General features: G+C 73.6%; 24 protein-coding genes and 2 pseudogenes. 12 read left to right on the top strand and 14 right to left on the bottom strand.

The window, feature by feature from the left end; genetic code table 11:
* Positions 1 to 3: 3 nt before the first annotated feature.
* On the bottom strand, positions 4 to 921 hold the full coding sequence (locus FIV44_RS20445; protein ID WP_219996085.1) for an IS110 family transposase: 918 nt from the start codon (positions 919 to 921) through the stop codon (positions 4 to 6).
* A 353-nt stretch (positions 922 to 1,274) separates the two neighbouring features.
* Here FIV44_RS20445 and FIV44_RS20440 point away from each other — a divergent pair, with 353 nt between their 5' ends.
* Entirely contained in the window at positions 1,275 to 1,598 is a 324-nt protein-coding gene (locus tag FIV44_RS20440; RefSeq protein ID WP_219996106.1) for a helix-turn-helix domain-containing protein, read from the top strand.
* 4 nt (positions 1,599 to 1,602) lie between these two features.
* Here FIV44_RS20440 and lepB read toward each other — a convergent pair whose 3' ends face one another.
* From lepB to FIV44_RS20415, 5 genes are all read right to left on the bottom strand, one after another.
* On the bottom strand, positions 1,603 to 2,163 hold the full coding sequence (gene lepB, locus FIV44_RS20435; protein ID WP_181410722.1) for a signal peptidase I: 561 nt from the start codon (positions 2,161 to 2,163) through the stop codon (positions 1,603 to 1,605).
* A complete protein-coding gene (locus FIV44_RS20430; RefSeq protein WP_141006051.1) occupies positions 2,148 to 2,840 on the bottom strand; it encodes a DUF305 domain-containing protein in 693 nt (230 codons plus the stop codon). The genes lepB and FIV44_RS20430 overlap by 16 nt, the downstream gene beginning before the upstream one ends.
* Before the next feature lie 97 nt (positions 2,841 to 2,937).
* A complete protein-coding gene (locus tag FIV44_RS33320) occupies positions 2,938 to 5,091 on the bottom strand; it encodes a copper amine oxidase (RefSeq protein ID WP_141006050.1) in 2,154 nt (717 codons plus the stop codon).
* Positions 5,088 to 5,846 carry a hypothetical protein gene (locus FIV44_RS20420; protein ID WP_141006049.1) on the bottom strand — a complete coding sequence of 253 codons (759 nt, stop codon included), beginning with the start codon at positions 5,844 to 5,846 and terminating at the stop codon, positions 5,088 to 5,090. The genes FIV44_RS33320 and FIV44_RS20420 overlap by 4 nt, the downstream gene beginning before the upstream one ends.
* A gap of 124 nt (positions 5,847 to 5,970) precedes the next feature.
* Positions 5,971 to 7,368, bottom strand: a complete 1,398-nt coding sequence (locus FIV44_RS20415; RefSeq protein WP_181410721.1) for an SdrD B-like domain-containing protein — start codon at positions 7,366 to 7,368, stop codon at positions 5,971 to 5,973.
* 351 nt (positions 7,369 to 7,719) lie between these two features.
* On the opposite strand from FIV44_RS20415, the gene FIV44_RS20410 reads away from it, so the two are divergent.
* The 7 genes from FIV44_RS20410 to FIV44_RS20385 are packed head-to-tail and all read left to right on the top strand — an operon-like array spanning position 7,720 to position 14,546.
* A complete protein-coding gene (locus FIV44_RS20410) occupies positions 7,720 to 8,229 on the top strand; it encodes a hypothetical protein (RefSeq protein ID WP_141006047.1) in 510 nt (169 codons plus the stop codon).
* 54 nt (positions 8,230 to 8,283) lie between these two features.
* A complete protein-coding gene (locus FIV44_RS30720; protein WP_181410720.1) occupies positions 8,284 to 8,988 on the top strand; it encodes a YcnI family copper-binding membrane protein in 705 nt (234 codons plus the stop codon).
* On the top strand, positions 8,985 to 10,619 hold the full coding sequence (locus tag FIV44_RS20405) for a copper resistance CopC/CopD family protein (RefSeq protein WP_181410719.1): 1,635 nt from the start codon (positions 8,985 to 8,987) through the stop codon (positions 10,617 to 10,619). Before FIV44_RS30720 ends, FIV44_RS20405 begins: the two co-directional genes overlap by 4 nt.
* The gene (locus FIV44_RS20400) at positions 10,616 to 11,197 is read left to right on the top strand and encodes a DUF1775 domain-containing protein (protein WP_141006045.1); all 582 of its coding nucleotides are present in this window, start codon (positions 10,616 to 10,618) and stop codon (positions 11,195 to 11,197) included. The genes FIV44_RS20405 and FIV44_RS20400 overlap by 4 nt, the downstream gene beginning before the upstream one ends.
* Positions 11,194 to 11,700 (top strand): YflT domain-containing protein, encoded by a 507-nt coding sequence (locus tag FIV44_RS20395; RefSeq protein WP_141006044.1) that lies wholly within the window; start codon positions 11,194 to 11,196, stop codon positions 11,698 to 11,700. Before FIV44_RS20400 ends, FIV44_RS20395 begins: the two co-directional genes overlap by 4 nt.
* The gene (locus FIV44_RS20390) at positions 11,697 to 12,137 is read left to right on the top strand and encodes a GNAT family N-acetyltransferase (RefSeq protein WP_141006043.1); all 441 of its coding nucleotides are present in this window, start codon (positions 11,697 to 11,699) and stop codon (positions 12,135 to 12,137) included. The genes FIV44_RS20395 and FIV44_RS20390 overlap by 4 nt, the downstream gene beginning before the upstream one ends.
* 54 nt (positions 12,138 to 12,191) lie before the next feature.
* Positions 12,192 to 14,546: an outer membrane protein assembly factor BamB family protein gene (locus tag FIV44_RS20385; RefSeq protein ID WP_141006042.1), complete on the top strand. Its 2,355-nt coding sequence runs from the start codon at positions 12,192 to 12,194 to the stop codon at positions 14,544 to 14,546.
* Between the two features lie 159 nt (positions 14,547 to 14,705).
* On the opposite strand, the gene FIV44_RS33655 is transcribed toward FIV44_RS20385, so the two are convergent.
* From FIV44_RS33655 to FIV44_RS20365, 5 genes and pseudogenes are all read right to left on the bottom strand, one after another.
* Positions 14,706 to 14,993, bottom strand: coding sequence for an AMP-binding enzyme (locus FIV44_RS33655; protein WP_342778914.1), 288 nt, complete (start codon positions 14,991 to 14,993; stop codon positions 14,706 to 14,708).
* A gap of 174 nt (positions 14,994 to 15,167) precedes the next feature.
* Positions 15,168 to 16,261 (bottom strand): annotated as a pseudogene (locus FIV44_RS20380) (AMP-binding protein); the annotation flags it as partial.
* 100 nt (positions 16,262 to 16,361) lie between these two features.
* A complete protein-coding gene (locus tag FIV44_RS20375; protein WP_141006041.1) occupies positions 16,362 to 17,267 on the bottom strand; it encodes a phosphoribosylaminoimidazolesuccinocarboxamide synthase in 906 nt (301 codons plus the stop codon).
* 57 nt (positions 17,268 to 17,324) lie between these two features.
* Positions 17,325 to 18,392 (bottom strand): hypothetical protein, encoded by a 1,068-nt coding sequence (locus tag FIV44_RS20370; RefSeq protein WP_141006040.1) that lies wholly within the window; start codon positions 18,390 to 18,392, stop codon positions 17,325 to 17,327.
* Positions 18,389 to 18,955, bottom strand: a complete 567-nt coding sequence (locus FIV44_RS20365; protein WP_141006039.1) for an RNA polymerase sigma factor — start codon at positions 18,953 to 18,955, stop codon at positions 18,389 to 18,391. The genes FIV44_RS20370 and FIV44_RS20365 overlap by 4 nt, the downstream gene beginning before the upstream one ends.
* Before the next feature lie 17 nt (positions 18,956 to 18,972).
* Here FIV44_RS20365 and FIV44_RS32475 point away from each other — a divergent pair.
* Together FIV44_RS32475 and FIV44_RS32470 are read left to right on the top strand one after the other, a co-directional pair.
* Positions 18,973 to 19,644 (top strand): annotated as a pseudogene (locus FIV44_RS32475) (sulfotransferase family protein); the annotation flags it as partial.
* Between the two features lie 187 nt (positions 19,645 to 19,831).
* The gene (locus FIV44_RS32470) at positions 19,832 to 20,020 is read left to right on the top strand and encodes a hypothetical protein (RefSeq protein WP_246086518.1); all 189 of its coding nucleotides are present in this window, start codon (positions 19,832 to 19,834) and stop codon (positions 20,018 to 20,020) included.
* Positions 20,021 to 20,106: 86 nt separating this feature from the next.
* Here the strand turns inward: FIV44_RS32470 and FIV44_RS20355 are convergent, their stop codons facing one another.
* Together FIV44_RS20355 and FIV44_RS32465 are read right to left on the bottom strand one after the other, a co-directional pair.
* A complete protein-coding gene (locus tag FIV44_RS20355) occupies positions 20,107 to 21,000 on the bottom strand; it encodes a hypothetical protein (RefSeq protein WP_141006038.1) in 894 nt (297 codons plus the stop codon).
* 39 nt (positions 21,001 to 21,039) lie between these two features.
* Positions 21,040 to 21,378 carry a hypothetical protein gene (locus tag FIV44_RS32465; RefSeq protein ID WP_246086517.1) on the bottom strand — a complete coding sequence of 113 codons (339 nt, stop codon included), beginning with the start codon at positions 21,376 to 21,378 and terminating at the stop codon, positions 21,040 to 21,042.
* Between the two features lie 262 nt (positions 21,379 to 21,640).
* Between FIV44_RS32465 and FIV44_RS33315 the strand changes: the two genes are divergently transcribed.
* Positions 21,641 to 24,235 (top strand): LuxR C-terminal-related transcriptional regulator, encoded by a 2,595-nt coding sequence (locus tag FIV44_RS33315; RefSeq protein ID WP_141006036.1) that lies wholly within the window; start codon positions 21,641 to 21,643, stop codon positions 24,233 to 24,235.
* On the opposite strand, the gene FIV44_RS20340 is transcribed toward FIV44_RS33315, so the two are convergent.
* Complete coding sequence (locus tag FIV44_RS20340) at positions 24,192 to 25,601, bottom strand: MFS transporter (protein ID WP_246086516.1); 1,410 nt, start codon at positions 25,599 to 25,601, stop codon at positions 24,192 to 24,194. The two genes, FIV44_RS33315 and FIV44_RS20340, sit on opposite strands and share 44 nt — an antisense overlap.
* A 155-nt stretch (positions 25,602 to 25,756) precedes the next feature.
* Here FIV44_RS20340 and FIV44_RS20335 point away from each other — a divergent pair, with 155 nt between their 5' ends.
* The gene (locus tag FIV44_RS20335) at positions 25,757 to 26,236 is read left to right on the top strand and encodes a hypothetical protein (RefSeq protein WP_181410718.1); all 480 of its coding nucleotides are present in this window, start codon (positions 25,757 to 25,759) and stop codon (positions 26,234 to 26,236) included.
* Positions 26,237 to 26,240 lie beyond the last annotated feature (4 nt).

The following is a 26,240-nucleotide window of genomic DNA, read 5'->3' as shown; positions in this document are numbered from 1 at the left end:
AGGTCAGCGATTCGGGGTGGGGAATCTGGCTCGGCAGTCGCCGATCTCGGCCAGGAGGCGTGCGGCGCGGACGCGTCCGGCTTTGGGGAGGCTGGTGAAGATGTGCGCGTCGGTGTGTGCGTCGAGCTGCCGGTCGATCTGGGTCGAGAGGATCTTGATCTGCTCGACCAGAGTCAGCAGCAGCGTCACGTAGCTCGCGGTGATCGCAGCCTGGGTGGTGGCGTGGATGCCGGTGGCGCCCCTGGGCGCGTCCAGGAGCCGGGCGTGCAGCACGGCAGGGTCGGTGCGTCCGGAGTAGCCCTGTTTGGTCAGCCAGCCGCCGAGGCGTTGGGGGGTGAGCCAGTCGGCGCGGTCTTGGGTGTCGAACCGGGTCAGGAACGTCAAGGAGATCTCGGAGTCGATGTCGCGGAAGAGGCCGATGGCGCCTGGGAAGACGTTGCGCAGGTGGGCACGGAGCTGGTTGGCGACCGCGACGCGGTGTTTGACGAGGTCTTTGCGGGCACGGCAGGCGCGTCGCAGCGCGACCGTGTCGTCGCGGTCGGGGATCAGTGGGCGCAGTCGGGTCCGGTCGGTGCGCAGGGTGTCGGCCAGGACGTAGGCGTCGAAACGGTCGTCCTTGTTGCCGGCCGATCCGTAGCGGCCGCGCAGGTTCTTGACCTGGTTCGGGGAGATCACCACCACGCTCAGCCCGGCGGCCAGCAGTGTGTCGATGACGGGTCCGTCGGGTCGTTCGATCGCGACCTCGTCGACGCCGTGACGGCGCAGGAAGCCGACCAGTTCACGCAGGCCGCTTGCGGTGTGCTCGACCGTCGTGGTGGCGACCTTGCGGCCGCGTCCGTTGACGATGCAGGCGGCGTGGTCGTCACGGGCCCAGTCGATGCCCGCGGTCACGTCGTTGGGCGCGGTCTCGGGCAGGGTCACAGAACGTTGGCTACTCATGGATTCGGTCGGGGTTTTGCTGGCAGACTTCACGTCAGCCTCCTCGCTGCTCCAATCAGTGGGGAGGCACCCATTTCTTCGGGTGTCGCGATATCTCACGGTGCCGGGACGTGTCTGCCGGTTCGCTCACTGATCGGCGCTCGCGACCACGCTGATGCTCAGCAGCGGTCTTGGCGCACAGCCCTATCGACGGTCCACACGTCCCGGGCAACCACCAGATCCTGCAGATCTCATCGTGGACGTCCTTGGCGTCAAGCGAGCAGGGCAGTGACCTGGCGGCACCCGGGGTGCATCACCGCCTCATCTGGAAGCGATGACGTCAGGAAGGTAGTCCAGTGAGCGACGGGACGCAGCTGACCGGAGCGGGGGGCGGACGAGCCGTCACCCCGTTCCGCGGGCGCGAGCCGGGCGCTCTCGACAGCGCCTTCTCGATCCTCGAGGAGGTCGCGCGCTCGGGGGCGGGCGTCTCGGCGCGGGAGATCGCGGAGAACCTCGGGCTGCCGCGCGCCACCGCCTACCGGCTGCTCAAGCACCTGGTGCAGCAGGAGTACCTCGTGCGCAGCCCCGACCTGTCCGGGTTCGCGCTGGGGCAACGGGTCCGCGACCTCGCCATCGCCGTCGGCCCGGTCGCCGAGACCGGCGACGACGACCAGCGCTGACCGGTCAGAAGCCGCGCAGCACCAGCGCGCGCACCGCCGCCACGGGCACGAAGCCGGCGCCGGGATCGCGGACGTGCATCGCCCGGGAGTCGAAGGACCGGCGGCGGTTGTCGCCCACCAGCCACAGGTGGCCGGCCGGGATCGTGACGTCGTACGTCGCGTTGGACGTGCTCTCGGGCCGGCTCGCCAGGTAGGGCTCCTCGACCACGGCATCGTTCACGACGACGAGGCCGCCGGGCGCACAGCAGACCACGTGGTCGCCGCCCACGGCGAGGACCCGCTTGACCATCAGCCCGGAGGTCAGGTCCGCGCCGCTCTCGTCGGCGGCCGCGCGCCAGGAGGCCGGCACCTCGAAGACCACCACGTCACCGCGCCGGGGGTCGGCGGAGCCCACCCGGGTCGTCAGCAGGGTGCTGCCGACGTCGTAGGACGGAGCCATCGAGACCGAGACGACGTGCGCGACGCCGACGGTGCCGGTCCCCAGCACCGCGGCCACGAGGACCGCGACGCCGGCGAGCAGCCAGCAGGCGCGGGTACGCCGGCGGCGGGTCACCGGCGCGGACACACCGATGCCTCCTCCGCCGCGCAGAGGTCGTCGACCACGTTCTCCATGTACTGGATCTCGGTCAGCTGCTCGGTGATGATGTGCTGCGCGCTGCTGCGGGTGAAGGCGTTGGCCTGGACCGGCAGGTAGTCCTGCGACATCGTGATCGCGCCCTCGTGGTGCTCGATCATCGCCACCAGGAAGGCGATCTGGCTGTCGCTGGCGGGCAGGGTGGCGATCGCGTCGACCCGGTCCTGCGGGAGCATGCCGGGCATGGCGCCGCCGTCGTGGGAGTCGTGCCCGCCCGCCGATGCCTCCCAGGCCTCGAGCCAGGAGCCCATGATGTCGATCTCGTTGCGCTGGTCCTCGACGATATAGCGCGCGGTCGCCTCCACCCGGTCGTCGAGACCCTGGTGGCCGAGCAGGTTGGTCCCCAGCTCGATCGCCTGCTCGTGGTGCATCACCATCTCCTGGGCGAAGACCACGTCGTCGACGCCCGGAGCCTCGGCCTTCTGCATCTCGGGGAACCGCTTGACCGTTCCCCAGGGGCGCTCGACCGTCGCCGCCGTCGTCGGCGTGGTGGTGGCGGACATCCCTCCCAGCGTGACCGTGGCCGGCTCCGCGTCGCCGCAGCCGACGAGCACGAGAGCGCCGAGCACGAGCAGGGGTACGACGCCCCGGCCGATCCGGTGTGCCATCGGACTCCTTCCCGAGTCACCTGACGGGTCCCCGGCGACGGGGAGGAGGGGATGCCGCCGACGGGCGACGGCACCCCCTCCTCCTGGTGTCACCGGGTCACCTGACGACCTTGACGGCCTTCGTCTTCGTCGACGCCTCGGCGGTCGAGCTGCCGAAGTAGGTCGCGACGAGGTCGAAGCTGCCGGTCTTCTTCGGGACCTTGATCTTCACCTTGCCCTTGCCGGCCACGAGGTCGAAGGTCTTGACCTTCTTCTTCAGCCGGACCTGGACGTAGCCCGTGACCGCGGCGCCTCCGGCGGTGACCGTGACCACGATCGTCGCCTTCTTGCCGGGCTTGACCTTGCCCGGCTTCACCTTGACCGCCGTCACCGACGCCGCCAGCGCGGGCGTCTGGGGTGCCGGACCCGCGCTCGGGCCGTCCGTCGGGCCGTCCGTCGGGCCGTCGGTCGGCTCGTCCGTCGGCTCGTCCGTCGGCTCATCGGTCGGCTCGTCCGTCGGGCCGTCGGTCGGCTCCTCCGTCGCGGGCGGCGTGCCGAAGGTGACCCCGGCGGACTCCACCGTGGCCGACGGGTAGCCGGCCGCCGAGGCGGTGACCTTGACGGTGATGACCGAGTTCACGTCGGCCTCGGTCAGCGTGTAGTCCTGACCGGTCGCCACCGCCTCCCCGTTGCGGAACCAGGTGTAGGCGTAGGTGAGGCTCTGCGCCGCACTGCGCCAGGTCCCCGCGCTGCCGGTGAGCGTCTTGCCCACCGCCGGGACGACGACCGCCGCCGGGTCCGCCTGGTCACTGATCTTCGGCAGGGCGGTGTTCTCCGGGGTGCACGGCTTGGTGACCGCGTTGACCGACGAGAACGGGCCGTTGATGCACTTGCGCGCCTCCTGGATGGTCGGCTTCTGGGCGAAGAAGTCGCGGGGCACCAGCTGGAACTTCTGCCAGTGGATCGGCATCGGCGACTGGTCCTCGTCCTTGTCGGTGTGGTGGAACCCGACGTTGACCCACGCGACCGGATCGGTCAGCTCGTGCGTGTCCTCGACGACATAGTCGAGGATGCTCTTGTTCGGGCAGCCCGCGTTCAGGTTGGCCGACGCGTACTCCTCACACGAGCGGTAGTTGGTGAACGTCACCGACGGCTGGGTCACCGGGATCAGCTTGTTCGCCGTGTTGTTGTTGACGATCTCGTACGAGCGGGCGTGGCCGTCCTTGTTCTTGCTGTTGGGGTTGAGGACCCGCCACCAGGTGAGCTCGTCGTGGTCGGGGCCCTCCACCGAGCTGAACGCCGCCGACTTGGTCGTCCCGACGCCCTCGACGATCGGCGCCCGCGTCCCCGCACCGGGACTGCTGAAGTCCCACTGCTCGACGGTCTGCTTCTCGCCCTTGTCGATGCCGAAGTCGACCTTGAAGATCGCGTTGTGCCAGTGCGAGGCGGCATAGGCCTGGACCTGCTTGGTGGTCGTCACCCCGCCCGTGGTCGTCGTGATCGTCGATTCACCCGACAGTGGCCAGCCCGCCTTCGGGTTGGTGCCGAAGAAGGCACCGGACGCGCTCTCCGAGGCCCACCCTGGGGCGATGTCGCCGGTGGCGCCGAGTCCGACCTCGATCTGGCCGTGGTCGTCGAAGACCACACGCTGCTGGTACTCGTACCAGCTGATCTTCGAGATCGAGGACACCGCCATCGCCGTACCGTGGTCGACATACAGGGTGCCGCCGCCGATCTGGGTCTCCTGGGCGTGGGTCATGATGCCCGTCGGATCCTCCTGGACGCAGATGCCCGGTATGGTCCGCTCGACCAGGTTGCCGCTGTAGGTGAACGACTGCGGGACGTCGAGCGCCTCGCCGGTGCAGACCTCGGGACCCTGCTCCATGAGGTACTGCTTGCCGAACCCGTACGACGTGATGTCGTTGTACTGGACGTGGCCGGTGTCGTAGGGCACGTTCAGCTGGGCGATGTTGAGCTGGTCGAGCACCCGCTTGTAGCCGGCGTACTCGTAGTCGCCCACGGCCGGCTTGAACTCGATCTGCTCCAGCACCAGGCCCTTGATCGGGTGGATGCGTCCGCACATCCGCCAGCTGGCGCCGTTCTCGAGCTCCTTGGTGATCAGGCTCGCGTCGCAGGCGAGCGGCGTGTCCTCCGCGGCCTGCGCGGCGACGGGGACAACGGTCAACAGCCCGACGGCGACCAGTGCCGGCGCGAGCGCCGCAGTGATCCGCAGGAGTGACTTCTTGCGCATCGAGACTCCCTTCTCGGTCATTGCGTCGGGACGATCGTCTTGGTGGACAGGTTCACCACGAAGTCCCAGGTGTTGAGGTACACACCGGAGGCCGTGGAGACCATGAGCTGGGCGCAGCGGTCCTTGCCGCACTCCTTGCCGGCGGTCGTGGTCTTGTCGTAGACCCAGGCCCCGGCGACGTACTCGACCTGGTCGGTCGCGATGAGCGGGACGCCCATGTTGACCTCGAACTCCTCCTTGAAGAGCAGGCCGAGGTCGGACCCGACCGCCAGCTCCATCGCGACGTCGGCCTCGGTGGCCGAGGTCGGCGGCTGCGCCTCGGCCGACGTGGTCGTCTTCACGACCTTGCCGGTCCCGAGGTCGACGAGCTGGTCGTAGGCCGCGTTGCTCGTGTAGTCGTAGAGCGAGACGACGACCTTCCGGCCGGTCAGGTTCTCACCGACGTCGGGGAGGTCGGCGTACAGGAACTCCGGGCCCTCCTCCCCCAGCACGTCGGTGGCTCCGGCCGGGATGCTCGCGTCGGCGGACGCGAGGTGGATGGCGTAGCCGGTCTCCGCCGCGCTGAGCGGCGCCCGGTCGGCGCCGAGCTTGGGCTTCTTGGTGGGCAGCTCACCGTCGCCGACGACGGTGAAGTCGGTGTTGACTCCGGGGTCGGTGCCGCTGACGTCCTCCTGGGCCACGACGTAGGCCGCCGTGGCACCGGACAGGCCGAGCACGACCGCGGCGACCGCGACCGCTCTGCGTGACGTCCAGGGCACGCGCAATGACGCGTTCACATGATCTCCTTGCTTGCTGAGGATGGGGCGGCGTTGGCGAGCCGACGCCAGGGCCGACCCCGAGGCCGGCCCGCGACTCACTCGCGGGCGTCGAGTGGGTCGCGGATCAGGGAGGGCGGGCCGGTCACCGCACGGGCACGCGCTTCTTCACGAGCCGCGCGTCGGTCGTCGAGGCGTCGCCGGTGTAGCGGACGGTGACCTTGGCGCGGCCGCTGCGCAGGCCCCGGAGGGTGAGCGTCCTCGTGCCGCCGGCCAGGGCGTAGGTCCGGGTCACGGTCTTGCCGCCGACCTTGACCTTGACCACGACGGCGCCGCTGCGGGCACCCGCCGACGTCACGCTGACCTTCAGCTTGAGCTTGTGCCTCTTCGGGGACTTCGCGACGACGGCGATGCTGCTGGCCGCCTTGGCGACGACGCTGGCGGGCGAGGCGCTCGAGGTGGTGCCGGCGGCGTTGGTCGCGGTCACGGCGACGCCGATCGCCGTACCGGCGTCGAGGGCGGTCAGCTGCAGCCGGTCCCCGGTGGCCCCGGGGATGGGCACGCCGGCGCGGGTCCACTGGTAGCCGAACGCGGTCGGGTCACCGGTCCAGGCGCCGCGTCCGGCGACGAGCGTGTCGCCGACGCGCGCGGTGCCGGTGATGCTCGGGAGCGCCGTGTTGACGGGCTTGGTGACGGTCGGCGGCGTGCTGTCCGTGATCGGGCCGAAGGCGGCCGACGAGGCGGTGGCCGCGGTCCATCCGGTCTTCGTCGCGGACGCCTGCACCCGCAAGGTGGCACCGACGTCGGCGGCCGTGGTCGTGTACGACGTGCCGGAGCCGACCACGGTCGCACCGCGCAGCCACTGGAGGGTCACGGTGGCGTCCGACGGCGTCCACACGCCCGGCGTGGCGGTCAGCGTGGACCCGACCGTCGTCGAGCCGGAGACCGCCGGCGGCGTGGTGTTGCCGATCGCGGAGACGGGAGGCTGGCCGCCGGTCACGGTCGCCGTCTCGGCGCTGAGCGCCGACTCGGTGGCGCCCTGGTGCACCGCGATCACCTCGACCGCGATCCGGGAGCCGCTGTCGGCGTCGCGCAGGGTGTACGTCGGCTGGGTCGCGCCGTCGATGACCGCCCCGCCCCGGCGCCACTGGTAGCGGAACTCCACCGAGGTCGTCGGGAACCAGGTGCCCTGGGTCGCGGTGAGCGTGGAGCCGACCGCGGCCGTCCCGGACACGGTCGGCCGGACCAGGTTCTCGCTGACCTGGGTGAGATAGGCGTCGGCGACCCGGGTCGCACCGTCCGCGAGCGCGACGGGCGTCGCGGACAGCTGGTCCGGCTGGTTGTCGTACCACTCGCTGACCGCCTCGTTCTGGTTCTCGAACCAGAGCAGGTACGACCCCGCCTCCAGGCCGGAGAACTGGTAGGCGCCGGCCTGGCTGTCGGTGACCGTGGCGGCGACGAAGGCGCCCGCGCTCGTGTAGAGGGAGACGTCGATGCCGGGAGCGATGACGTACCCGGTCTCGAGCACGGTCCCGCGGATCACCCCGCTCCCGGCGTCGGCGTGGGCGGGTGTGGTCGTGGTGGCGAGCGTTGCGGTGGCGAGGGCGGCAGCGAGCGCTGTCGGGGGACCAGGCGGGTCATGGTGCGTTTCAGCGGCATTCGGGTTCTTTCTCGTCGTTCGGGCGGCCCTCAATCTCGCCGCGACGCGTTTCGCGGCGCGCCCTCCTCGCCGCCGCTGGTGTTACGAGAGCCGCCCTCGGCGTAAAGCTCCGCCGACCTTGATTGAGACACTGAATGGGACGCCGCGAGAGGGATGCGGCGGTCCTGGGACGGCCGTGTAAACATCCCGTTGCCCCACGGATCGGGGCCCTTCTCCTGTGCCAGCATCTGCGCCGTGCTCGCCCCCGGTTCGCCCGTCGCCCGCTCGGGCCGCGCCCTGCTCGTGGGCTCGTGGGTGGTCGTGGGCGCCGTCGCCGCCCACGCGGCGCAGGGCGGCGGGAGCCTTCCCGTCGTCGCGCTGGCGCCGGTCGTCGCGCTGACGTCCGCCGTCGTCGGCTGGCTCGGGAAGCGGCGGCTGGGCTTCGCCACGACGCTGGCGGTCCTGGGCCTGGCGCAGGTGGCCGTCCACCTGCTGACCTGCTACGTCCACGGCCACGCGATGACGCCGTCGCCGTCGATGGCGCTCGCGCACCTGGTCGGTCTCGCCGTCGTCGCCGCCGGCATCGCCAGGGCGGAGGCGCTGTGGTGGTCGTGGTGGACCCGGGCGACGCTGGTCGTGCGGGTCCACGCCTGGCGTGCTCCCCTGCCCACGGCCGGCCCCGCGGCCCGTCCTCCCCTGGGGGCCGGGCTCCGCCCGCTGCTCGCCCACGTCCTCGTCCGCCGGGGACCGCCTGCTCCTGAGTGACCTCCCGCCACTCGTTCCGGCGCCCGTCCGGGCGCTCGTCCTCAGGAGAACCGCATGTCCGTCCGTACGTCCGCACGCCCTGCTGCCCGTCCCGCTGCCCGTCTGGCCGCCGTCGCCCTCGGCGCGGTCGCCGTCCTGGCCACCGCCGCTCCCCCCGCCGGGGCGCACGTGACCGTCACCCCGTCCACGACCGCCGCCGGCGCGTACGCCGTCCTCACCTTCTCCGTCGGCCACGGCTGCGACGGGTCGCCGACGACAGCGGTCACGGTGCAGCTGCCCCCGGAGATCGTCACGGTCACGCCGACGGTCAACCCCGGCTGGCAGGTGGAGAAGAGGATGGAGGAGCTCGCCGAGCCGGTCGCCGACGGCCACGGCGGCGAGTACACCGAGCGCGTCGCCCAGGTGGTCTACACGGCCAGGAGCCCGCTCCCCGACGGTCTCCGGGACACCTTCGAGCTCTCGCTGAAGCTGACCGCGGACGAGGGCGCCACCCTGGTCTTCCCCGTCGTGCAGAGCTGCGAGGAGGGGGAGAGCGCCTGGGTGCAGACCGCCGCGGAGGGCGAGGAGGAGCCGGAGCATCCCGCGCCGTACGTCACCGTCGGGGCCGCCGCGAGCGACGCGCACGGACACCGGACGGCCGAGGCCGAGATCGAGGGCGAGGGCGACGGCGGGACCGGCGTCGTCGCCTGGCTGGGCCTGGTCCTCGGCGCTCTCGGCCTCGCCGCCGGCGGCACCGCGCTGGCCCGGTCGCGTCGTTGACGGGCTCCGCGCGCGCACTGCTGGCCGGCGTCGTCCTGGTGCTGGTCCTCTGGCCGCAGGCCGCCGCGGCCCACGCCCGGACGGTCGGGACCACCCCGGCCGACGGACAGGTCCTCGCGGAGGCACCGGCGTCGCTGACCGTCACCTTCGACGAGCCGGTCTCGCTCGCCCCGGAGGGCAACCGGCTGCTGACGGCCGCCGGCGAGGAGGTGCCTGCCGACTTCTCGGTGCGCGACCACGTCCTCACCATCGAGCCGCGGCAGCCCCTCGGGCGGGGGACCCAGGTCGTGACCTGGCGCGTCGTGTCGACGGACTCGCACCCGGTGGCGGGCAGCTTCACGTTCTCGGTCGGCGCACCGTCGGCGACGGTGCTCGACCTCCCGGTCGGGACCGAGGAGCGCGAGGTGCGCCTCGCCCAGGCGATCGCGAACGGGATGCAGTACGCCGGCACGCTGGGGCTCGCCGGGCTGGCGGGCGTCGTCGTCCTGGTCGCGCCGGCCGGCGTACGCCGTCACGCGGGACTCGTCCTCGCCTGGCGGCGCGCGGCGCTGGTGTTCGCGGGCCTGGCGGCCGGCGGCGCGGTGCTCCTGGCGCCGCTGACGGCGCTGTGGGAGTCCGGCCGGTCGCTGGGCGCGGTCCTGTCCGGCGACACCTGGACCGCGGCGGTGCGCAGCGCGAGCGGTGCGGGTGCCCTGCTGGTCGCCGTGGGCGCCGCCGCGGCCGTCCTGGGCATCCGGCGGGGCCGGGACGCGCTGGCGGTGGGCGGCGCGGCCGCCGCGCTGGCGGCGCTGGCGGTCGTGGGGCACACCCGCAGCTACGGCCCGTCGTGGGTGGTGCTGCCCGCGGAGCTGGTCCACCTGGCCGCGGCCGCCTTCTGGTGGGGCGGCCTGGTCGCCCTGGTCCTGGCGCTGGCCGCGCGTCCCGGGCTGCGGGTCGGCGTACGCGCGGAGCTCCTCGCGCGCTTCTCGGGGGCAGCGGTCGTCGTGGTCGCCGCGCTCGTCGTGGCGGGCGGGGTCCTCTACTGGCGGATCGGCCACTCGCTCAGCGGCCTGTGGGACACGTCGTACGGGCGGGCGGTGCTGCTCAAGTCGGCCCTCCTCCTGCCGGTGCTCGCGCTGGCCGCGTGGAACCGCCTCCGGCTCGTGGACCGGGCTGCGGGCCGGGACGCCGCTCGCGCGGCGACCATGCTCCGACGGACCATCGGGGCCGAGGCCCTCGTCGTGGCGGCCGTCGTCGCCGTCACCGCCGTCCTCGTCAACCTCACGCCGCCCGCCCGCGCTCCCCGTGCCGCCGCGGCCGCGCCGGCCGAGCAGCGGCTCGAGCTCGCCCTGGGCGACGCGCACCGCGCCACCGTGGTCGTGGCGCCCGTGCGGCGCGGCGTGAACGGCGTCCGGGTCACGGTCACCGACGCCGAGGGCGCCGTGGTCGGGCTCGACGACGTCCCGGCGCTGTCCTTCCGGCTCCCGGAGGCCGATGTCGGACCGCTGCGCCGGCCGGTCTCGCCCACGGCGTCCGGGGTGTGGGAGGCCACCGTCGACCTGGCGCTGCCGGGGACGTGGGAGGTCTCGCTCGCCGTACCGCTGAGCCGCTTCGCCCAGCCCGTCGTCACCGGAAGGATCGAGGTCCCATGAGGCTGGCAGCACTCCTGGTCCTGCTCCAGCTCGCGGCTCCGGCGGCGGCCGTGGAGATCGCGTCCGTCGTGCCGCGCGGGGACGGCAGCGCCGACCTGGTGCTCTCCCTGTCGGGCGGGTGCGGGGACGCCGGGACGACCGCGCTGTCCGCGACGATGCCCACGGGAGCGGCGGTCGTCGCGGTCGGCGACCCGCGGCGCTGGAGCCACCGCGTGGTCGACGGCCGGGTCGAGTGGGAGGGACCGGGGATCGCCGCGGCGGAGCCGGCGCGGTTCACCGTCACCGTCCGCCTCGACGCGGAGCCGGGCGACACGGTGCTGGTGCCGGCGGAGCAGACCTGCGCCGACGGCACCAGGGTCGACTGGGCCGACGAGGCGGAGGGCGACGAGCACCCGGCGCCGCGCTTCACCGCCACCGCCGCCACCGTCGACCCGAGCGCGCGCCCGCTGCCCGCCACGGCGCAGCCCGGCGGCGCGGGGCCGCTCGCCCTCGCGCTGGCCGTCGTCCTGCTCCCGGGGCTCGCGGTCCTGGCCGTCGTCCGCCGCTCCCGCCGGGCGCGGGGCACACTGGACCCATGAGCAACCCCACCCCCGGCGCGTTCTCCCGTTCCCTGCTGGCGCTCGAGTTCCCCCAGTCCCTGGCGGTCTACGACGACTACGCCACCGCGCAGCGCACCGTCGACTTCCTCTCCGACGAGGGCTTCCCCGTGCAGAACTGCATGATCGTCGGCACCGACCTCAAGCAGGTCGAGCGGATCACTGGCCGACTGAGCAGCGGCCGGGTCGCGGCCGGTGGCGCGATGAGCGGGCTGTGGTTCGGCCTGTTCGTCGGCATCCTGTTCAGCTTCTTCGGCACCGGCGACACCCTCGCGATCATCGTGTCCACCGCGCTGATGGGCGTCGCCTTCGGCGTCGTCTTCGCGCTGGCCGGGTACGCCGTCACCCGCGGCCAGCGGGACTTCTCCTCGGTCAGCTCGGTCGTCGCCACGCGCTACGAGGTGCTCGTCGAGCACAAGGTGGCCGCGCAGGCCCGGGAGCTCCTCGCGAAGCTCCCCGGCGCACTGCCGAACCCGTTCGCGTGAGGGAGCCGGTCCTCCACCGCGCGTCGTTCGCGGACCTCGACACGACGACGCTGTACGCCCTCCTCCGGCTGCGCGTCGACGTGTTCGTGGTGGAGCAGGCCTGCCCCTACCCCGAGCTCGACGGCCGCGACACCGAGCCCGGCACCCGGCATCTGTGGCTCGCGCACGACGGCGCACCGGTCGGGTACCTGCGCCTCCTGCGCGACCCCGCGGCCGTCGTACGGATCGGGCGGGTGGTGGTCGCACCGCAGGTGCGCGGCACCGGTGCGGCCGGGCGGCTGATGGACGCGGCGCTCGACGAGATCGGCGACCGGCCCAGCGTGCTCGACGCCCAGGCCCACCTGGTGCGGTTCTACGAGCGCTACGGCTACACGCCGACCGGTCCCGAGTACCTCGACGACGGCATCCCGCACGTCCCGATGGCCCGCCCCGGCTGACGTCGTACGACGAACCGCCGTTTCAGCCGGGCGCGACCGCGGTATGCCCGCTTCGTGTCCCGGGCTCTCCGTCGTACCGCAGCGGCCGTCGCCGTCGTCCTGCTGGCCCTGAGCGCATGCGACGGCGGCGACCCCGAGCCCGGGCCGGGCGCCAAGGGCGGCGGGAGCGCGGCGGCCGAGCCGGCCGAGCTCAGCCCCGACTGGTCGCACGAGACCAGCCGGAGCGGGCTGGTCGCCCGGGTCACGCCGATGACGGACGGGTACCTCCTGCTGGACGACGGGCTCACCGCCCTCGGCACCGACGGCTCGGTGCGCTGGCGCCAGCAGCCCACCGACCTGTGCGCGACGAGCGCGCCCAACGAGGCCGGCGACGTCGCGTTCAGCCACGGGAGGAAGTGCCGCTCGGTCTCCGTCGTCGACGGCGCCACCGGCGAGCTGCGCTGGACGGTCCGGGTCCCGCTGGTCTCGAAGCAGTACGACAGCGGCGCCATGCAGGTCGCTCTCGGCGCGAAGGCCGTCACGCTGGTGCAGTTCTGCGGGCAGGTGACCCGCCTCGCGGTCGACGACGGGCGGAAGCTCGGCGTGATCGCGCCGCACGACCGCAAGTGCGCGAACGAGGCGGACTCCGACGGCCGCACGCTCGCGGTCTGGCACGACCCGGTCGACGCGAGCACGCCCGACGACCACGGCACCGGCTGGATCCCGCAGACCCCCGGCGAGGGCGCCTTCGAGCTCTACGACGTCGACTCGGGCGAGCTGCTGTGGCGTCGCAAGACGAACCGCCGCGGCGGCGACCTGGCCGAAGGCGCGGTGATCAGCTCCGACCCCCTCGTCCTCGCGCTCACCGAGAAGGGGCACACCACGCTGCGGCTCCACAGCCGCACCGATCCCACTCCCGGTGCGTACGTCGGCTGGCAGCTCGACGCCGTCGCCGGCTCCTCCTTCACCGCGCTCGGCGTCGTCGACGGCGTGCTGGTGGGCAGCGTTGCGGGCGGGCGGCCCACGCCGCTGACGGGGCCGCGCCTGTACGCCTTCGACCTCACCACCGGCGAGCAGCTGTGGATCCGGGACGTCAACCCGCCGGTCGTCAGCACGCTCAGCACCAGCGTGGCCGGGGTCGACGCCGACGGCGTGGTGGTCGCGACGTCGGCCAGCGACGGCGACGGCGGCCGGACCTGGCTCGCACGCTGGGACCTGCGCACCGGCGAGGACAGCGGCGTGATCGGCGTGCTGCCCCGGCAGTGGTCCGCGGTCGGGCTCGACGGCGAGGCCGTCCTGCTCGGCACCGGCGACTCCGTCGCCCGGGTCCCGCTGCGCCCGGCCGATGCCGAGGTCGCCGCGCCGCGCGCCGACCTGGCCTGGCGGGACGGCGACGTCCCCGCCGTTCCGGCCGACTGCCTCGCGGTCGGCGACCCCACCCTGCACCTGCTCGGCCTGGACGCGAGCCGCGACCTGCCGACGCCGCTGAGCTGTCACTGGGCGGAGAGCGCGGAGCCGTCGTACTCGAGCCGGGACCTGTGGGTGAACGTCACCATCGCCGCGCCGACCGGGGACGGCGACACCGGCACGACGGCGGAGGAGAACGCCGAGCGGACGATCCGGCAGCTGGTGGACGACCCGCCCGGCGGTGGCGGCATCCGCACCAAGCTGGAGCTCGGCAAGGCGGAGCAGGTCGCGGGGCTGGGCGACGAGGCGTACGCCGTCTCCGGCGCGCGGCTGAGCGGCTCGACCGGCTACGACACCGCCGGCTACCTGGCCGTCCGGGTGCGGAACGTCGTGGTGGTCGCGCGCTACGCCGGCGGGTTCGACATCCCCTACCGGCACGCGGCGCCCGCTCCCCTGGCCCAGGTCGAGGAGGGGCTGCTCCGGGCCGCGCGCGAGACGCTGGCGTCGTACGGCCTCGATCTCGGCCCGGACCCCACCCTCCCGGCCGACGGCGACCACACCGAGGTGCCGGACGTGTGCACGCTGCTCGACGACGACGCTCGCGGCGCAGGGCTGACCGAGAAGACCGCCGTCACGCGCAAGGGCTACGGGCCGCGGGTGTCCTCGTGCGCGTGGTCGCAGACCGGCGACCGGGCCGACGACCTGACCGTCCACGCGTACGCCGTCGAGGGCTCCCGCCTCTCCGGCGGAGACGCCGTCGCGACCGCCGAGGCGATCCACGCCGCCAGCGTCCACCGCGGCACGCGGCGGGTGAAGGACCTGGCCGACCGGGCCGACCTGTTCCGCGACGACGCCACCGAGGCGGAGGACGGCTACGACCACAGCCGGCGCGAGCTGTGGGTGCGCGACGGCAACCTGCTCATCGACATCGAGTACGCCCGCTGGGGCGCCGGCCTCGGCGACGGCACCGAGGCCGAGGTGGTGCGGCTGGCCCGGAAGGTGCTCCGGGCCAGCCGGGGCTGACGGGTCCGGCGGGCCCGGCCGCCGAGCGAGCTCGCGCTCGGCCCACCTCGACCGCGCGGTCGGCAGCGTGGCGCACGGCCGCGAAGCGGCACGGAGCCCGGCCATGGGCCCGAAGGGTCCGTGCGCCGGGCTCCGTATGCGACACGCTCGACCAAGGAGTCAGCTCAGCTCGCGCTTGAGGATCTTGCCGGTCGCGGTCATCGGGAGGCTCTCGACGATCTCGACGATGCGCGGGTACTTGTACGCCGCCATCTGCTCCTTGCCCCACGCCACGATCTCCTCGGGCGTGGCGGTGGCGCCCGGCTTGAGGATGACGAACGCCTTGATCTCCTCGCCGTGGCTCTCGTGCGGGACGCCGATGACGGCGGCGAGCGAGACGGCCGGGTGGGTGAGGAGGACCTCCTCGATCTCGCGCGGGTACACGTTGAAGCCGCCGCGGATGATCATGTCCTTGGACCGGTCGACGATGTAGTACCAGCCGTCGGCGTCCTTCCGGCCGAGGTCGCCGGAGCGGAACCAGCCGTCCTCGCTGATCGCCTCGGCCGTGGCGTCGGGGCGCTTGTAGTAGCCCTTCATGATGTTGTGGCCCTTGATGGCGATCTCCCCGATGCCGTCCGGGTCCTGGACCTCGTCCCACGTCTCGGGCTGGATCAGCTTCATCTCGACGCCCGGGATCGGCGTACCGATCGAGCCGACCCGCACCGGCGAGCCGAGACGGGAGAAGCTGGCGACGGGCGAGGTCTCCGAGAGGCCGTAGCCCTCGAGGATGGTGACGCCGAAGCGCTCCTCGAACTGGTGGTGCACCTCGACCGGGAGCGCCGCGCCGCCGGCGACGGCGACGCGCAGGTTGGCGGCGAGCTCCTTGACGTCGACGGTGTCGTCGAGCGCGTTGAGCAGGCCCCAGTACATGGTGGGGACGCCGGCGAAGAAGCTGACCTTGTCCTTCAGCATCAGCCCGATCGCGGGCGCCGCCTCGAACCGCGGCAGCATCACGACGGTGCCGCCGAAGGCGAAGGCGCCGTTCTGGATCACGGTCTGGCCGAAGGAGTGGAACAGCGGCAGCACGCACAGGAAGGTGTCGGGGCGCTCGGCGTCGGCGCCGAACAGGTCCTTGCCGATGAGCGCGTTGTCGCGCATGTTGCGGTGCCGCAGCTCGGCGCCCTTGGGCTGACCGGTGGTGCCGGAGGTGTAGAGGATGACCGCGGTGTCGTCGTCGGCCACGTCGACCGTGTCGAACGTCGGCGCCTGGCCGGCGAGCGCCTGGCCGAAGGTCTCGGTGCCCTCGATCGGCGACGGCGCCGCCGGGTCGGCGGTGACCACGAAGAAGTGCTCGCAGCCGTCGGCGGCCCGGAAGCCGTCGTACGCCTCCTGGCCGATCGGCAGGTCCGGCGTGCCCTGGAAGGCGAAGTAGGCCTTCGCGTCGGAGTCGCCGAGGTGGTAGGCGACCTCGCGGCCCTTGAGCAGCACGTTGAGCGGGACGACGGTCGCGCCGGCCTTGAGGATGCCGTAGTAGATGATCGTGAAGTACGGCAGGTTGGGGCAGCTCAGCGCCACCTTGTCCCGGGCCGGATCCCGCGCGAGACCAGGAGGTTGGCCACCTGGTTGGCCGCGCCGTTCACCTGCGGGTACGACAGCCGGGTGTCACCGAAGACGATGGCGGTGCGGTCGGGGTAGGACTGGGCGCTGTTCTCGAGGAACTCGGCGAGGTTCGTCATGGCGCACAACCTACTGGGCGGTCGTGACCGGGGTCACTGGTCGCGGGACCAATCGCGCCGGAGTGGCCTTGTGCCCGGGACCAACCCGCGGGCGCGGCACTCAGAACCTCTCGCCGGTGAGCCGCTCGTAGGCCTCGAGATAGCGCGACCGGGTCCGCGCGACGACCTCGGCCGGGAGCGGCGGCGGGGCCTCGCCGGAGGCCTTGTCCCAGCCGCTGGCCGGGGAGAGCGCCCAGTTGCGCACGATCTGCTTGTCGTACGACGGCTGGGCGCGGCCGGGCCGCCAGTCGTCGGCGGGCCAGTACCGCGAGGAGTCGGGGGTGAGCACCTCGTCGGCCAGCACGATCGCGTCGCCGGCGCCGCCGGCCGCCGTACCGAACTCGAGCTTGGTGTCGGCCAGGATGATCCCCTGCTCGCGGGCGATCTCCTCGGCGCGGCCGTAGACCTGCAGGGTGAGGTCGCGCAGCGTGGCGGCGGTGTCCGCGCCGACGGTGGCGACGACGGCGTCGAAGGACACGTTCTCGTCGTGGTCGCCGAGGTCGGCCTTGGTGGCGGGGGTGAAGATCGGCTCCGGCAGGCGGCTGCCGTCCTCGAGGCCGGCGGGCAGCGCGATGCCGCACACCTCGCCGGTGGCGCGGTAGTCGAGCAGTCCGGAGCCGGTGAGGTAGCCGCGGGCGACGCACTCCACGGGGAACATGTCGAGCCGCTCGCAGATCACGGCCCGGCCGCGCACAGCCTCGGGGACGTCGGTCGAGACCACGTGGTTGGGCACGAGGGACGCCAGCTGCTCGAACCACCACAGCGACATCCGGGTGAGGATCTCGCCCTTGTCGGGGATCGTCGTCTCGAGCACGAAGTCGAAGATCGAGAGCCGGTCGCTGGCGACCATGAGGAGCTTGCCGGCGTACGGGCCCTCGGTGAGCTCGTAGAGGTCGCGCACCTTCCCGGAGTGCAGGTGGCGGGCGCCGGGGAGCTGCGGGGCGGGCGGGATGTTCGCGAGCGTCACGCCGCGACCCTATCCGCCCTCCGGCGCCGGGCCGGAGGGCGGATCGGCGAGTGCCGCTCAGGGGGCGGGAGTCTCGGGAGTCTCGGCCGCGACCGGGCCCCGCCCGGCACAGCCGAGGCCGTCCCGGTAGCCCGCCAGCTCGTTCTTCGGCCCGTCCGTGCCGGAGCCGGCGACCACCAGATCGGCGTAGTCCCAGATCGCCTCGGACCAGCCGCCGTCATCGGCGATCTCCCGGAGCACCGCCCAGTCCCGCGCGGTGCCGAGCGCCTCCTGCGCGGCGGTGGTCCCTACGGCGTCGCCCGACTCGCGGGCGGCGAGGTAGGAGTCGATCCAGGCGCAGGTGACCGCGGCGGTCACGTTGGCGATCAGGTGGTAGCGCTGGGGCTCGTCACTGGCCACTGTCGCGGGGTCGAATCCGTCGGGCAACGGCAGCTGCGCCAGCATCTGCGCGATCGCGTCCGGGCGCTCGTCGTCGGTGACGAACGCGTCGGGCAGGTGGGCCATCAGCCCGGCCCGGTCCACCAGCCGGAGCCGATCCAGCAACGCCAGATAGCCGGCCTCGTCCATTCCCCCGCCCCGCACCTCGATCATGAAGGCGCCCGACGGCGGGCGGATGACGGTGTGGTCGAGGTCGGAGTAGGCCCACAGCAACGAAGGCTCGCCGAGCAGCACGACGTCGCGGGACGGTCCGATGTCGGCGCGGTCCTCGACGTAGCCGTCGTACTGGTCGGCCGGCCTCCAGTGGATCTCCAGACTCTCCTCACCGCGGACGTAGGCGATCTCGCCGCCGTCCTCGCGGTCGTCGTTGACATTGTCGATCGTCCAGCCGGGCTCGTCGAGGACCGCGCGGTCGCCGGTGCCGACGCCGCCGGGGCTCTGACCGGCAGGACTCTGGGCGACGGGGGTGGACCCCGGCCCCTGATGGCCGATCCACACGGCACCACCGACGACCGCGAGCACGGCGGCGGCCGCGGCGACCGGGATCCAACGGCGGCGCGCGGGCGCCGGTCCGCCGGGGGAGGTGGGCGCGAGGGCGGGCTGGGACATGATCTCCTCCAGGAGCTCGGCGCGCCCGTGGCGGAGGTCGAGACCGGCGACGCCGGCGTCGGTGATCTTGCGGTTCATCGGGTTCCTCCGTCCCGGGTCGACGCGGTGGGTTCACTGGTGGAATGTCCGCCCTCGTCCGGATCGTTGCCGAGCAGGTCGCGGAGCCGGGACCGGGCCCGCGACAGTCGCGGCCGGACGACGGTGGCCGGGATGCCGAGCACCTCGGCGATCTCGCGCGGCTCGAGGCCCTCCCAGAGGTGCAGCTGGAGAACCTCCTCGTCGCGGGCGCTGAGCCGCTTCATCGCGGCGGTGACGTCGGCGCGGTGGACCACGTCGTCGGCGAGGTCCGCGACCGCGTGGGCGAGCTGGAGCCGCAGCCGCTCGCCGAGCGCAGTGCGCCGGGCCTCGCCTCGGCGCTGGTTGGCGAGGGTGCGCCGCGCGACGCCGTACAGCCAAGGGCCGGCGGCCTCGCCGGACGGCACGTGGGAGAGGCGACGCCAGGCGACGAGGAAGGTGTCGGCGGTGACGTCGGCGGCGTCCTCCGGGCGGGCGGTGCGGCGCAGCGCGAAGCCGAGGACGGGGTCGAAGTGCGCGGCGTACAGTCGCCGGAAATCGTCCTCGCGAGCGGCGATGTCCCTCATGCCCCTCCCATGTCCGGATGGAGGACGATCGTTGCAGGCTCGCTGCCAGCGCACGAGACACTCGCGCTCGACGTATTTATGTATCTAGACTGACCTACATGACTTTGCGGGAGCCGCGCCCCTACTTCCTCCTGATCGGGGCGCCCAAGGCCGGCACCAGCGCGCTCCACCTCGCCCTGGCCGCCCACCCCGACGTCTTCGTCACGACGCCCAAGGAGCCGAAGTTCTGGCTCTGCGAGGGCGCTCCCCCGCCGCACTGGCGCGGCCCCGGCGACCGGCACTCCCAGCAGGAGTGGATCTGGCGGGCCGAGGAGTACGACGACCTGTTCCGCCCCGCGCCGCCGGACGCGGTCCGCGGCGAGAGCACCCCGTTCTACCTCTGGCACCGCGGCGCGCAGCGCCGGATCGCCGACGCGCTGCCCGAGGTGCGGCTGATCGCCGTCGTCCGCGACCCGATCGACCGCGCGTACAGCAACTGGATGCACCTGTGGTCCGACGGCCTCGAGCCGGAGGCCGACTTCGAGACGGCGTTCCGGCTCGAGCCGGAGCGGATCGCCGCCGGGCACGCACCGTTCTGGCGCTACCGCGACCTCGGCCTGTACGGCGAGCAGCTGCGCGACCTGGTCAAGCTCGTCGACCCGGCGCGGGTCCTGGTGGTGCGCTATCGCGACATCGTCGACCGCCCCGCGGAGACCGTCGACCGCGCCTGCCGGTTCCTCGGCATCCGCGAGGGCCAGGTGACGTCGATCCCGCGCGACAACTCCCGGCCGTACGTCGCGCCCGGCTGGCGTCCCCGCGTCCTCGGCCCGGCGGTGCGTGCCGGGGCGTGGGCCGTTCGCCCGCCCGGAGCTGTGGCGGCGGGCCAGCGCACCCCTCGTGGCCCGGCTGCAGACCGGCGACGCGCACCGGCCCTCGCTCACGCCCGCGCAGCGCGAGCGCCTGCTGCCGGCCTTCGCCGACGACATCCGGCTGCTGGCCGAGATCACCGGCGAGGACTTCTCCGACTGGACCTCGACCCGGGACCGCGGGTCGTTCGCCCAGCGGACCCGGAGCGGAACAGGCTGAGGGGCCGTCCGTCCGGGCCCCGACATCGCCGCGGGGAGCAGCCGTGCGGCGCCTGCGGCGCCCGGACGGACGGCCGACCAGCGGCCTCAGCGCACCACGGTGACCAGGTCGTGCGCGCCGTCGGGGCGCGCTGCCTCGACGTAGAAGCGGGTCCGGCCGTCGGGCAGGGGGACGGCGGAGGCGTAGCGCCAGGCGCCGTCGCTGTGCGGGGAGGTGATCGGCGGGCCGGCGGCGGCGACCAGGCGGGCGCCGTCCCAGGTGGCGGTGCCGGTGGTCTCGAACCAGTTGGAGGCGGCGTCGGGGCGGCCGTCGTACAGGACGGTCAGTGGGCTGCCGGCGACCGGCGGGAGCACGGTCGTGACCCGGGCGCCGCGGGCGTCCCACTCCCCCGGGCGGCCGGCGAGGACCTCGCCGTGGTCGGTCCAGGCGAGGCCGTCGGCGCTGCGGAGCAGGCGCGTGGTCATCCGGTCCTCGTGGCCGGGCTCGGTGAGGGGGTGGCAGCACAGCCACATCTCCCAGCCGTCCGGGCCGTGGGTGACGACGGGGTCCTTGACCGCGACCGCGTCGTCGCCGGGGAGGACCACCCGGCGCCGGCCGCCGGGCAGGTCCTCGGGGGTGGCGGCGGTCAGGCTGTCGACCCACCAGTGCTTCGAGCCGGGGGTCGCGCAGGAGAGGTAGAGCCGCCAGCCGACGCCGGGAACGGGCACCAGGACCGGTCGCTCGAAGGACTCGCAGCCGAAGGCCTCGCGGTGCACCTCGGCGACGGACGTGAACCGCTCGCCGTCGTCGGAGCGCGCGACGACGACGGAGACTCCACGCCCCTCGTCGAGCGGGCGACGCACGCGATAGGTCAGCCAGAAGGTGCCGTCGACCAGGACGGCGCTCGCCGCACCGGCCCAGTTGCCGGCACCGGCGGCGGGGGCGGGTACGACGACCCGCGGGTCGTCGTACGTCGGGACGGCGAGGGCTGCCAGGGTCATGGCGAGCATGATACTGCACCAAGTCACACGACTTTGAGGTCACGGGTCCGGCCGGCCGACAGGGGGCGGCCGTCGGCACGCGGGGCCCGGGTGGCAGAGTGTCGCCATGACGGAGTCCGCGCAGCCGCTCATCGACAGCACGTCCTTCGCCCCGGCCAGGTGGTCTGGGAGGACGAGGTCTGGATCCTCGCCCGCCACGACGCCGGCGGCCGCCTCGGCCTGACCCTGCACCACCGCGAGCCCGAGGCCCTCGGCCAGCTCTCCGACGAGCACGCCTCGCAGCTCGGCCGGATCGGCAACCGGCTGATCCGGATCATCGAGCACCTGCCCGAGTCCGGGAAGGTCGGCCTCGCCCGCACCTCCGACGACCACGTCCAACTGGCCTTCGAGGCCGAGGGCGTCCCGGAGAGCCGGCTCCACGACATCGCGGTGAAGCTCGCGAACTGGGGCGGGGAGGCCCGCATCTGACCCGGAGGCCCTAGTAGCGCGTCGCAGCTAAAACGCGGGCTGGGAGCCGTCCAGGCACGCACCTCGCCGCGTTGGCGAAGTGCGTGCCCTGGGTGCGTGAGGTGGTGAGCCATTTCTGCGACGGACCACTAGAGTCAGGGCCGGGAGGGGGACGGCCGAGAGAGGACGACTCATGACGGGACCCGTCCTGCTCGCACGCCCGCGGCTGCACGCCCGGCTCGACCGGGGCGAGTCCCAGCTGGTCGTGCTGTCGGCTCCCAGCGGGTCCGGCAAGACCAGCCTGGTCCGCTGCTGGGTCGCCCCGCGCCCCGCCGGCTCGGTCGTCTGGGTCACCCTCGAGACCGACCACGTCCCCCGGACGACGTTCTGGCAGGCCGTGCTGACGAACGCCGGCCGGCTCGGGGTCCTGCCCGCCGACGAGGCCGCCGCGCTGGTGGACGACGTCGAGCGCACCGCCGACCTGCCCGCACTCGTGGCCGGAGCGCTGACCGGAACGCTGACCGGAACGCTGACCGGCGCATCGACCGGGCACGACCCGCTCGTGCTGGTGGTCGACGCCCACGAGCGCCTGCGCGACGACGCCGGCGCGGTCGACGCCGACCTGCTCCGACTGGTCCGGCTGTGCCCCGGGCTCCGGGTCGTCGTGACGACCCGGACCACCACCGGCGTGGCCAGCCCGGGCCGGACCCTGCGCGGCGAGGTGGAGCTGCTGACCGCCGCCGACCTCGCCTTCACCGAGGACGAGACGCACGAGCTGCTGGCGGCCTTCGGCGAGCCGGGAGCGGCCGGGCACGCCGCCGAGCTGCAGGCGGTCACGGGCGGCTTCGCGCTCGCGATCCGGGCCGGCATGCTCTCGCTGGCGCGCACCGGCGCGGAGCCGGGCAGCCCCGACTGGCAGTCGCTCGTCGCCGAGGACCTGCGCGTCCAGCTCGCCGCCGGCGCAGCCTACGAGCTCGTGCTGGCGACCTGCCTGCCGCCGTACTTCGACACCGACCTCGCCATCGAGCTGACCGGCACCACCGACGTCAAGCAGACGCTCGCCGAGCTGGAGTGGAACGGCTTCGGCCGCTGGATCCCGTTCGCGCCGGGCCGTCAGGTCTTCCAGTACGTCGAGTCGCTGCGGACCGCGATGCTCGCCGACGCCGCGCGTCTCCCGGCCGCGACGCAGGCACGGGCGGCCCGGCTGGCGGCGACCTGGCTGTACCGCAACGGCAACTTCGAGACGGCCTTCGACGTCGCCGTGGGCGCCCGGCAGTACGACGTCGCCGGCCGGGTCTACGCGGCCCTCGTGGCGAGCAACCCCGAGACGATCACCACGGCGCGCTTCGACCGCCAGCTGGCGAGCGTGCCGAGCCGCGCGCTCAGCCAGTACCCCGCCCTCGCCCTCGGGCGCGGCCTGGCCTGTCACCGCGATCCCGCCACCCTCGGCGCGGCGGCGGAGTACTTCAGGATCCCGGCGTCCTGGGTCGGCCCGCCGGCGCCGGGCTCGACGCCGGGCGAGGTGCTGATGCTGCACACGGCCAAGGTCGCGAGCCTGCGGGCACTGGGCCGCTTCGGCGAGTCCGGCCGCGCCGCCCAGCAGGCGCTGGTCCACGTCGACACCATCCCCGACGGGGAGCAGCACCACGTCGCCGACCTCGGCGCGACGTCCCTGCGCCATCTCGCCTACTCGCTGTTCCAGGACGCCCAGGTCGAGGCCGCCCGCACCGCCGCGATGCGCGCGATCACGCTGAGCTCGCGGCCGGAGTCGCTCAACCACACGGCCGTGTACGCCGTCGGGCTCAACGCGATCGACGGCCGGTGCGGCGAGGCGCGGGCTGCGCAGGCCCACGTCGACCCGGCCGCCTGGCGCCCGGGGCAGACGCACAGCTACGTCAACGCCCTCGGCCGGATCGGCCAGGCCGCGCTGCTGCTCGACGACTTCGAGCTCACCGCCGCCGTGGCGGAGTACGACGACTGCGCCTTCGTCGCCACCTCCGAGTTCTGGCCCTTCCTCACCTGGACCCTGATGCACGCCCGGCTCGGGCTCGGCCAGGCGGCCACCGAGGCGCACCGGGTCGAGGCCGCGCTGGCCCGCACGCCCGGCCCGCCCGGCACGGCCGACAGCCTCGGCTCGGCCGCGGTCCGCGCCGCCCTCGCCGTGCTCTGGCTGGCCGCGGGCAACCACACCAAGGCGGGGCCGCTGCTGCGGCTGCGCACCAGGTACGCCGGCCAGGTGGCGCCCGCCGTGCTGCTCGCCCGCCTGCTGGCCGGCGAGCCCGACGGGGCGCTCACCTCGCTGCCCCGCCTGGAGTCCCGCGCCGGGCACACCACCCGCTCGCGGGCCGCGGTGCTCACCCTGGGCGCGGCGGCGGCGCTCCGCACGGACCGCCCCGGGACGGCCGCGGCCCTGCTGGACCGCGCCCTCGCGCTCGTCGGGCGGGAGGGCGCCCGTGTGCACCTGATGTACCTCCCGGCGGCCGACCTGGCCCGCCTGCGCGCGCTGGCCGCGGAGCAGGGCGACGCCGCGCTGCGCGACCACCTCGCCGCGCCGGTCCCGGACTGCATCACCGGCGAGATCCTGGCCGCGCCGCTGACGCCGCAGGAACGGGTCGTCATCGCCGCCTTCGCCCGCCATCCCACGCGGGCCGCGGTGGCCGCCGCGCTCCACCTCTCGGAGAACACGGTGAAGACCCACCTGCAGCGGATCTACCGCAAGCTCGGGGTCAACTCCCGCGACGCGGTCATCGACAAGGCGATCGCTCTGGACCTGCTGGCACCTCGCTGACGACGGCGCGGGCGCGCGCGGTGAGCGCCAGCACGAGGGCGGCCAGGAGGCCGGAGACGGCGCAGATCGACCACACGGCGTAGTAGCCCGCCAGGCTGCCGCCGCTCACCTCGAGCGTCCCGGTGCCGGCCAGGCAGATCGCGAAGACCGACGACGCGATGCCGCCGCCGATGGTCTTGGCGGCGTTGGTGAGACCGGTCGCCGAGCCGACCCGGCCGGGCGGTGCGGCCGCGGCGGCCGCGGCGGGGATCGCCGCCACCAGGCCGCCGGTCCCGAGACCGACCACCGCCATCACGCCCCACGCCGCGCCGGGGCTGGCGTGCAGGGGCAGCCAGGCGGCGTACCCGACGGCGTAGACGACGCAGCCGACGGTCATCGCCCGCCGGGCGCCGAGCAGTCGGCTGACCGGGCCGAGGGACAGGGCGCCGACGGCCAGGCACGCGACGTAGAGGGCGATCCGCGCCGAGCCCTCGGCGGCGGTGAGCCCGAAGCCGTAGCCGTGCACGGCCGGGTCGCTGCGGAAGTACGTCGACAGCGGCACCTGCGCGCCGAGCAGCGACATGCCGACCAGGAAGGCCGTGGCCTGGACGCTCCACTGGGCCGGGTGCGCGAGCAGCCGGACGTCGACCAGCGGGTCGGGGTGACGGGTCTCGTAGCGCCACCAGGGCACCAGCAGCGCGGCGCCCAGCAGCACCAGCAGCCAGGCGGGGACGGAGCTCGCGCCGTCCACCCGGATGAGGACGAGGCCGCCGAGGACCGCCAGCACCGCGAGGGTCATCAGGCCCAGCCCGCCCCAGTCGAAGCGGCCGCCGCGCACGCCCGGGACCTCCTCGAGGAACGCGAGCACCGGCAGGCACACAGTGACCACCACGGCGGGCAGGACGAGCATCGTGGTGACCGAGACGCGGTCGGCCAGCTGGCCGGCGAGGACCGCGGCCGCGATGACCGACAGCTCCAGGGTCGCCACCAGGATCGCCGCCACCCGACGGGTCACCCGGCCCTGGTCGGGACGGCCGGCCGTCCGCCGATGGATCACGGCGACCTCGATCGGCAGCCACACGACGTACGTGCCCTGCAGGGTCCAGGCGAGGAGCATCAGCGGGAAGCTCGGCGCGAACGCGATCCCCCACGTCGCCGCCGCGGTCACGGCCGTCGCCACGACCAGCACCCGCCGGTGCCCCACCAGGTCACCGAGCCGGGCCAGCGGCGGGACGACGAGCGCCGAGAAGATCAGCTGGGCGGCCTCGAGCCAGTTGAGGTCGGCGTACCGGACGTCGAGGTCGTGGGCGATGTCGACCATGATCGGGCCGTAGTAGCCCTGGATGACGCCACTGGCCACCTCGACCGCGGCCAGCAGCGCGATCACGGTCAGGAGCGGGTGACCCGGCGGGCGACATCCGGGACGGAGCATTGTCACCCGGGCAATGGTGGGGGTTCGCTGGTCCCGCCGGTGCGGCGTCCGCACCTCGGAACGAAAGATGCTCCCTCTTGCGTGCTCCCGGGTTCTCGGCCGCCTGCGCCGTGGCTGCTGCCGTCCTCGCCCTCAGCGGGTGCTCGGCCCCGCAGCGGCCTGACGCGGGCAAGGAGCAGGTGGCACCGCCCGGCCGTACGTCGGGCGTGGCGATCGACACGTCCGGAGGCGTGGTCCTCGGCAAGACGCCCGGGCAGCCGCCCGAGGAGTTCGCCGGCGTCCAGCACCGGCTCCCGAAGGGAGCAGCCCTGCGCAACGTCCCAGCGCTCTACGAGCAGGTCGCGCTGACCGGATGCGCGGCCAAGGCCGACGGCTGGCGGGCCGAGGGCACGGCCGACAACGCGGACCCGGAGGCGCTGACCTTCGCGGTGGTGGTGTTCTTCACCGACCCGCAGGCCCGGATCGTCGACTCGGCCACGACGACGGTCGCCGTCGCTCCCGGCGGGAGCGGCACCTGGACCGCCGAACGGGAATTCGAGGCTCCGGCGGGGACGCGCTGCGTCGTCCGCGCCGTCCATCAGGCGAAGTGAGGAC

This window comes from Nocardioides humi (assembly GCF_006494775.1).
In the GTDB taxonomy this organism is placed as follows: domain Bacteria; phylum Actinomycetota; class Actinomycetes; order Propionibacteriales; family Nocardioidaceae; genus Nocardioides; species Nocardioides humi.
Note: the sequence above shows the minus strand (reverse complement) of the source record. Positions and strands in the feature narration are given on the sequence as shown.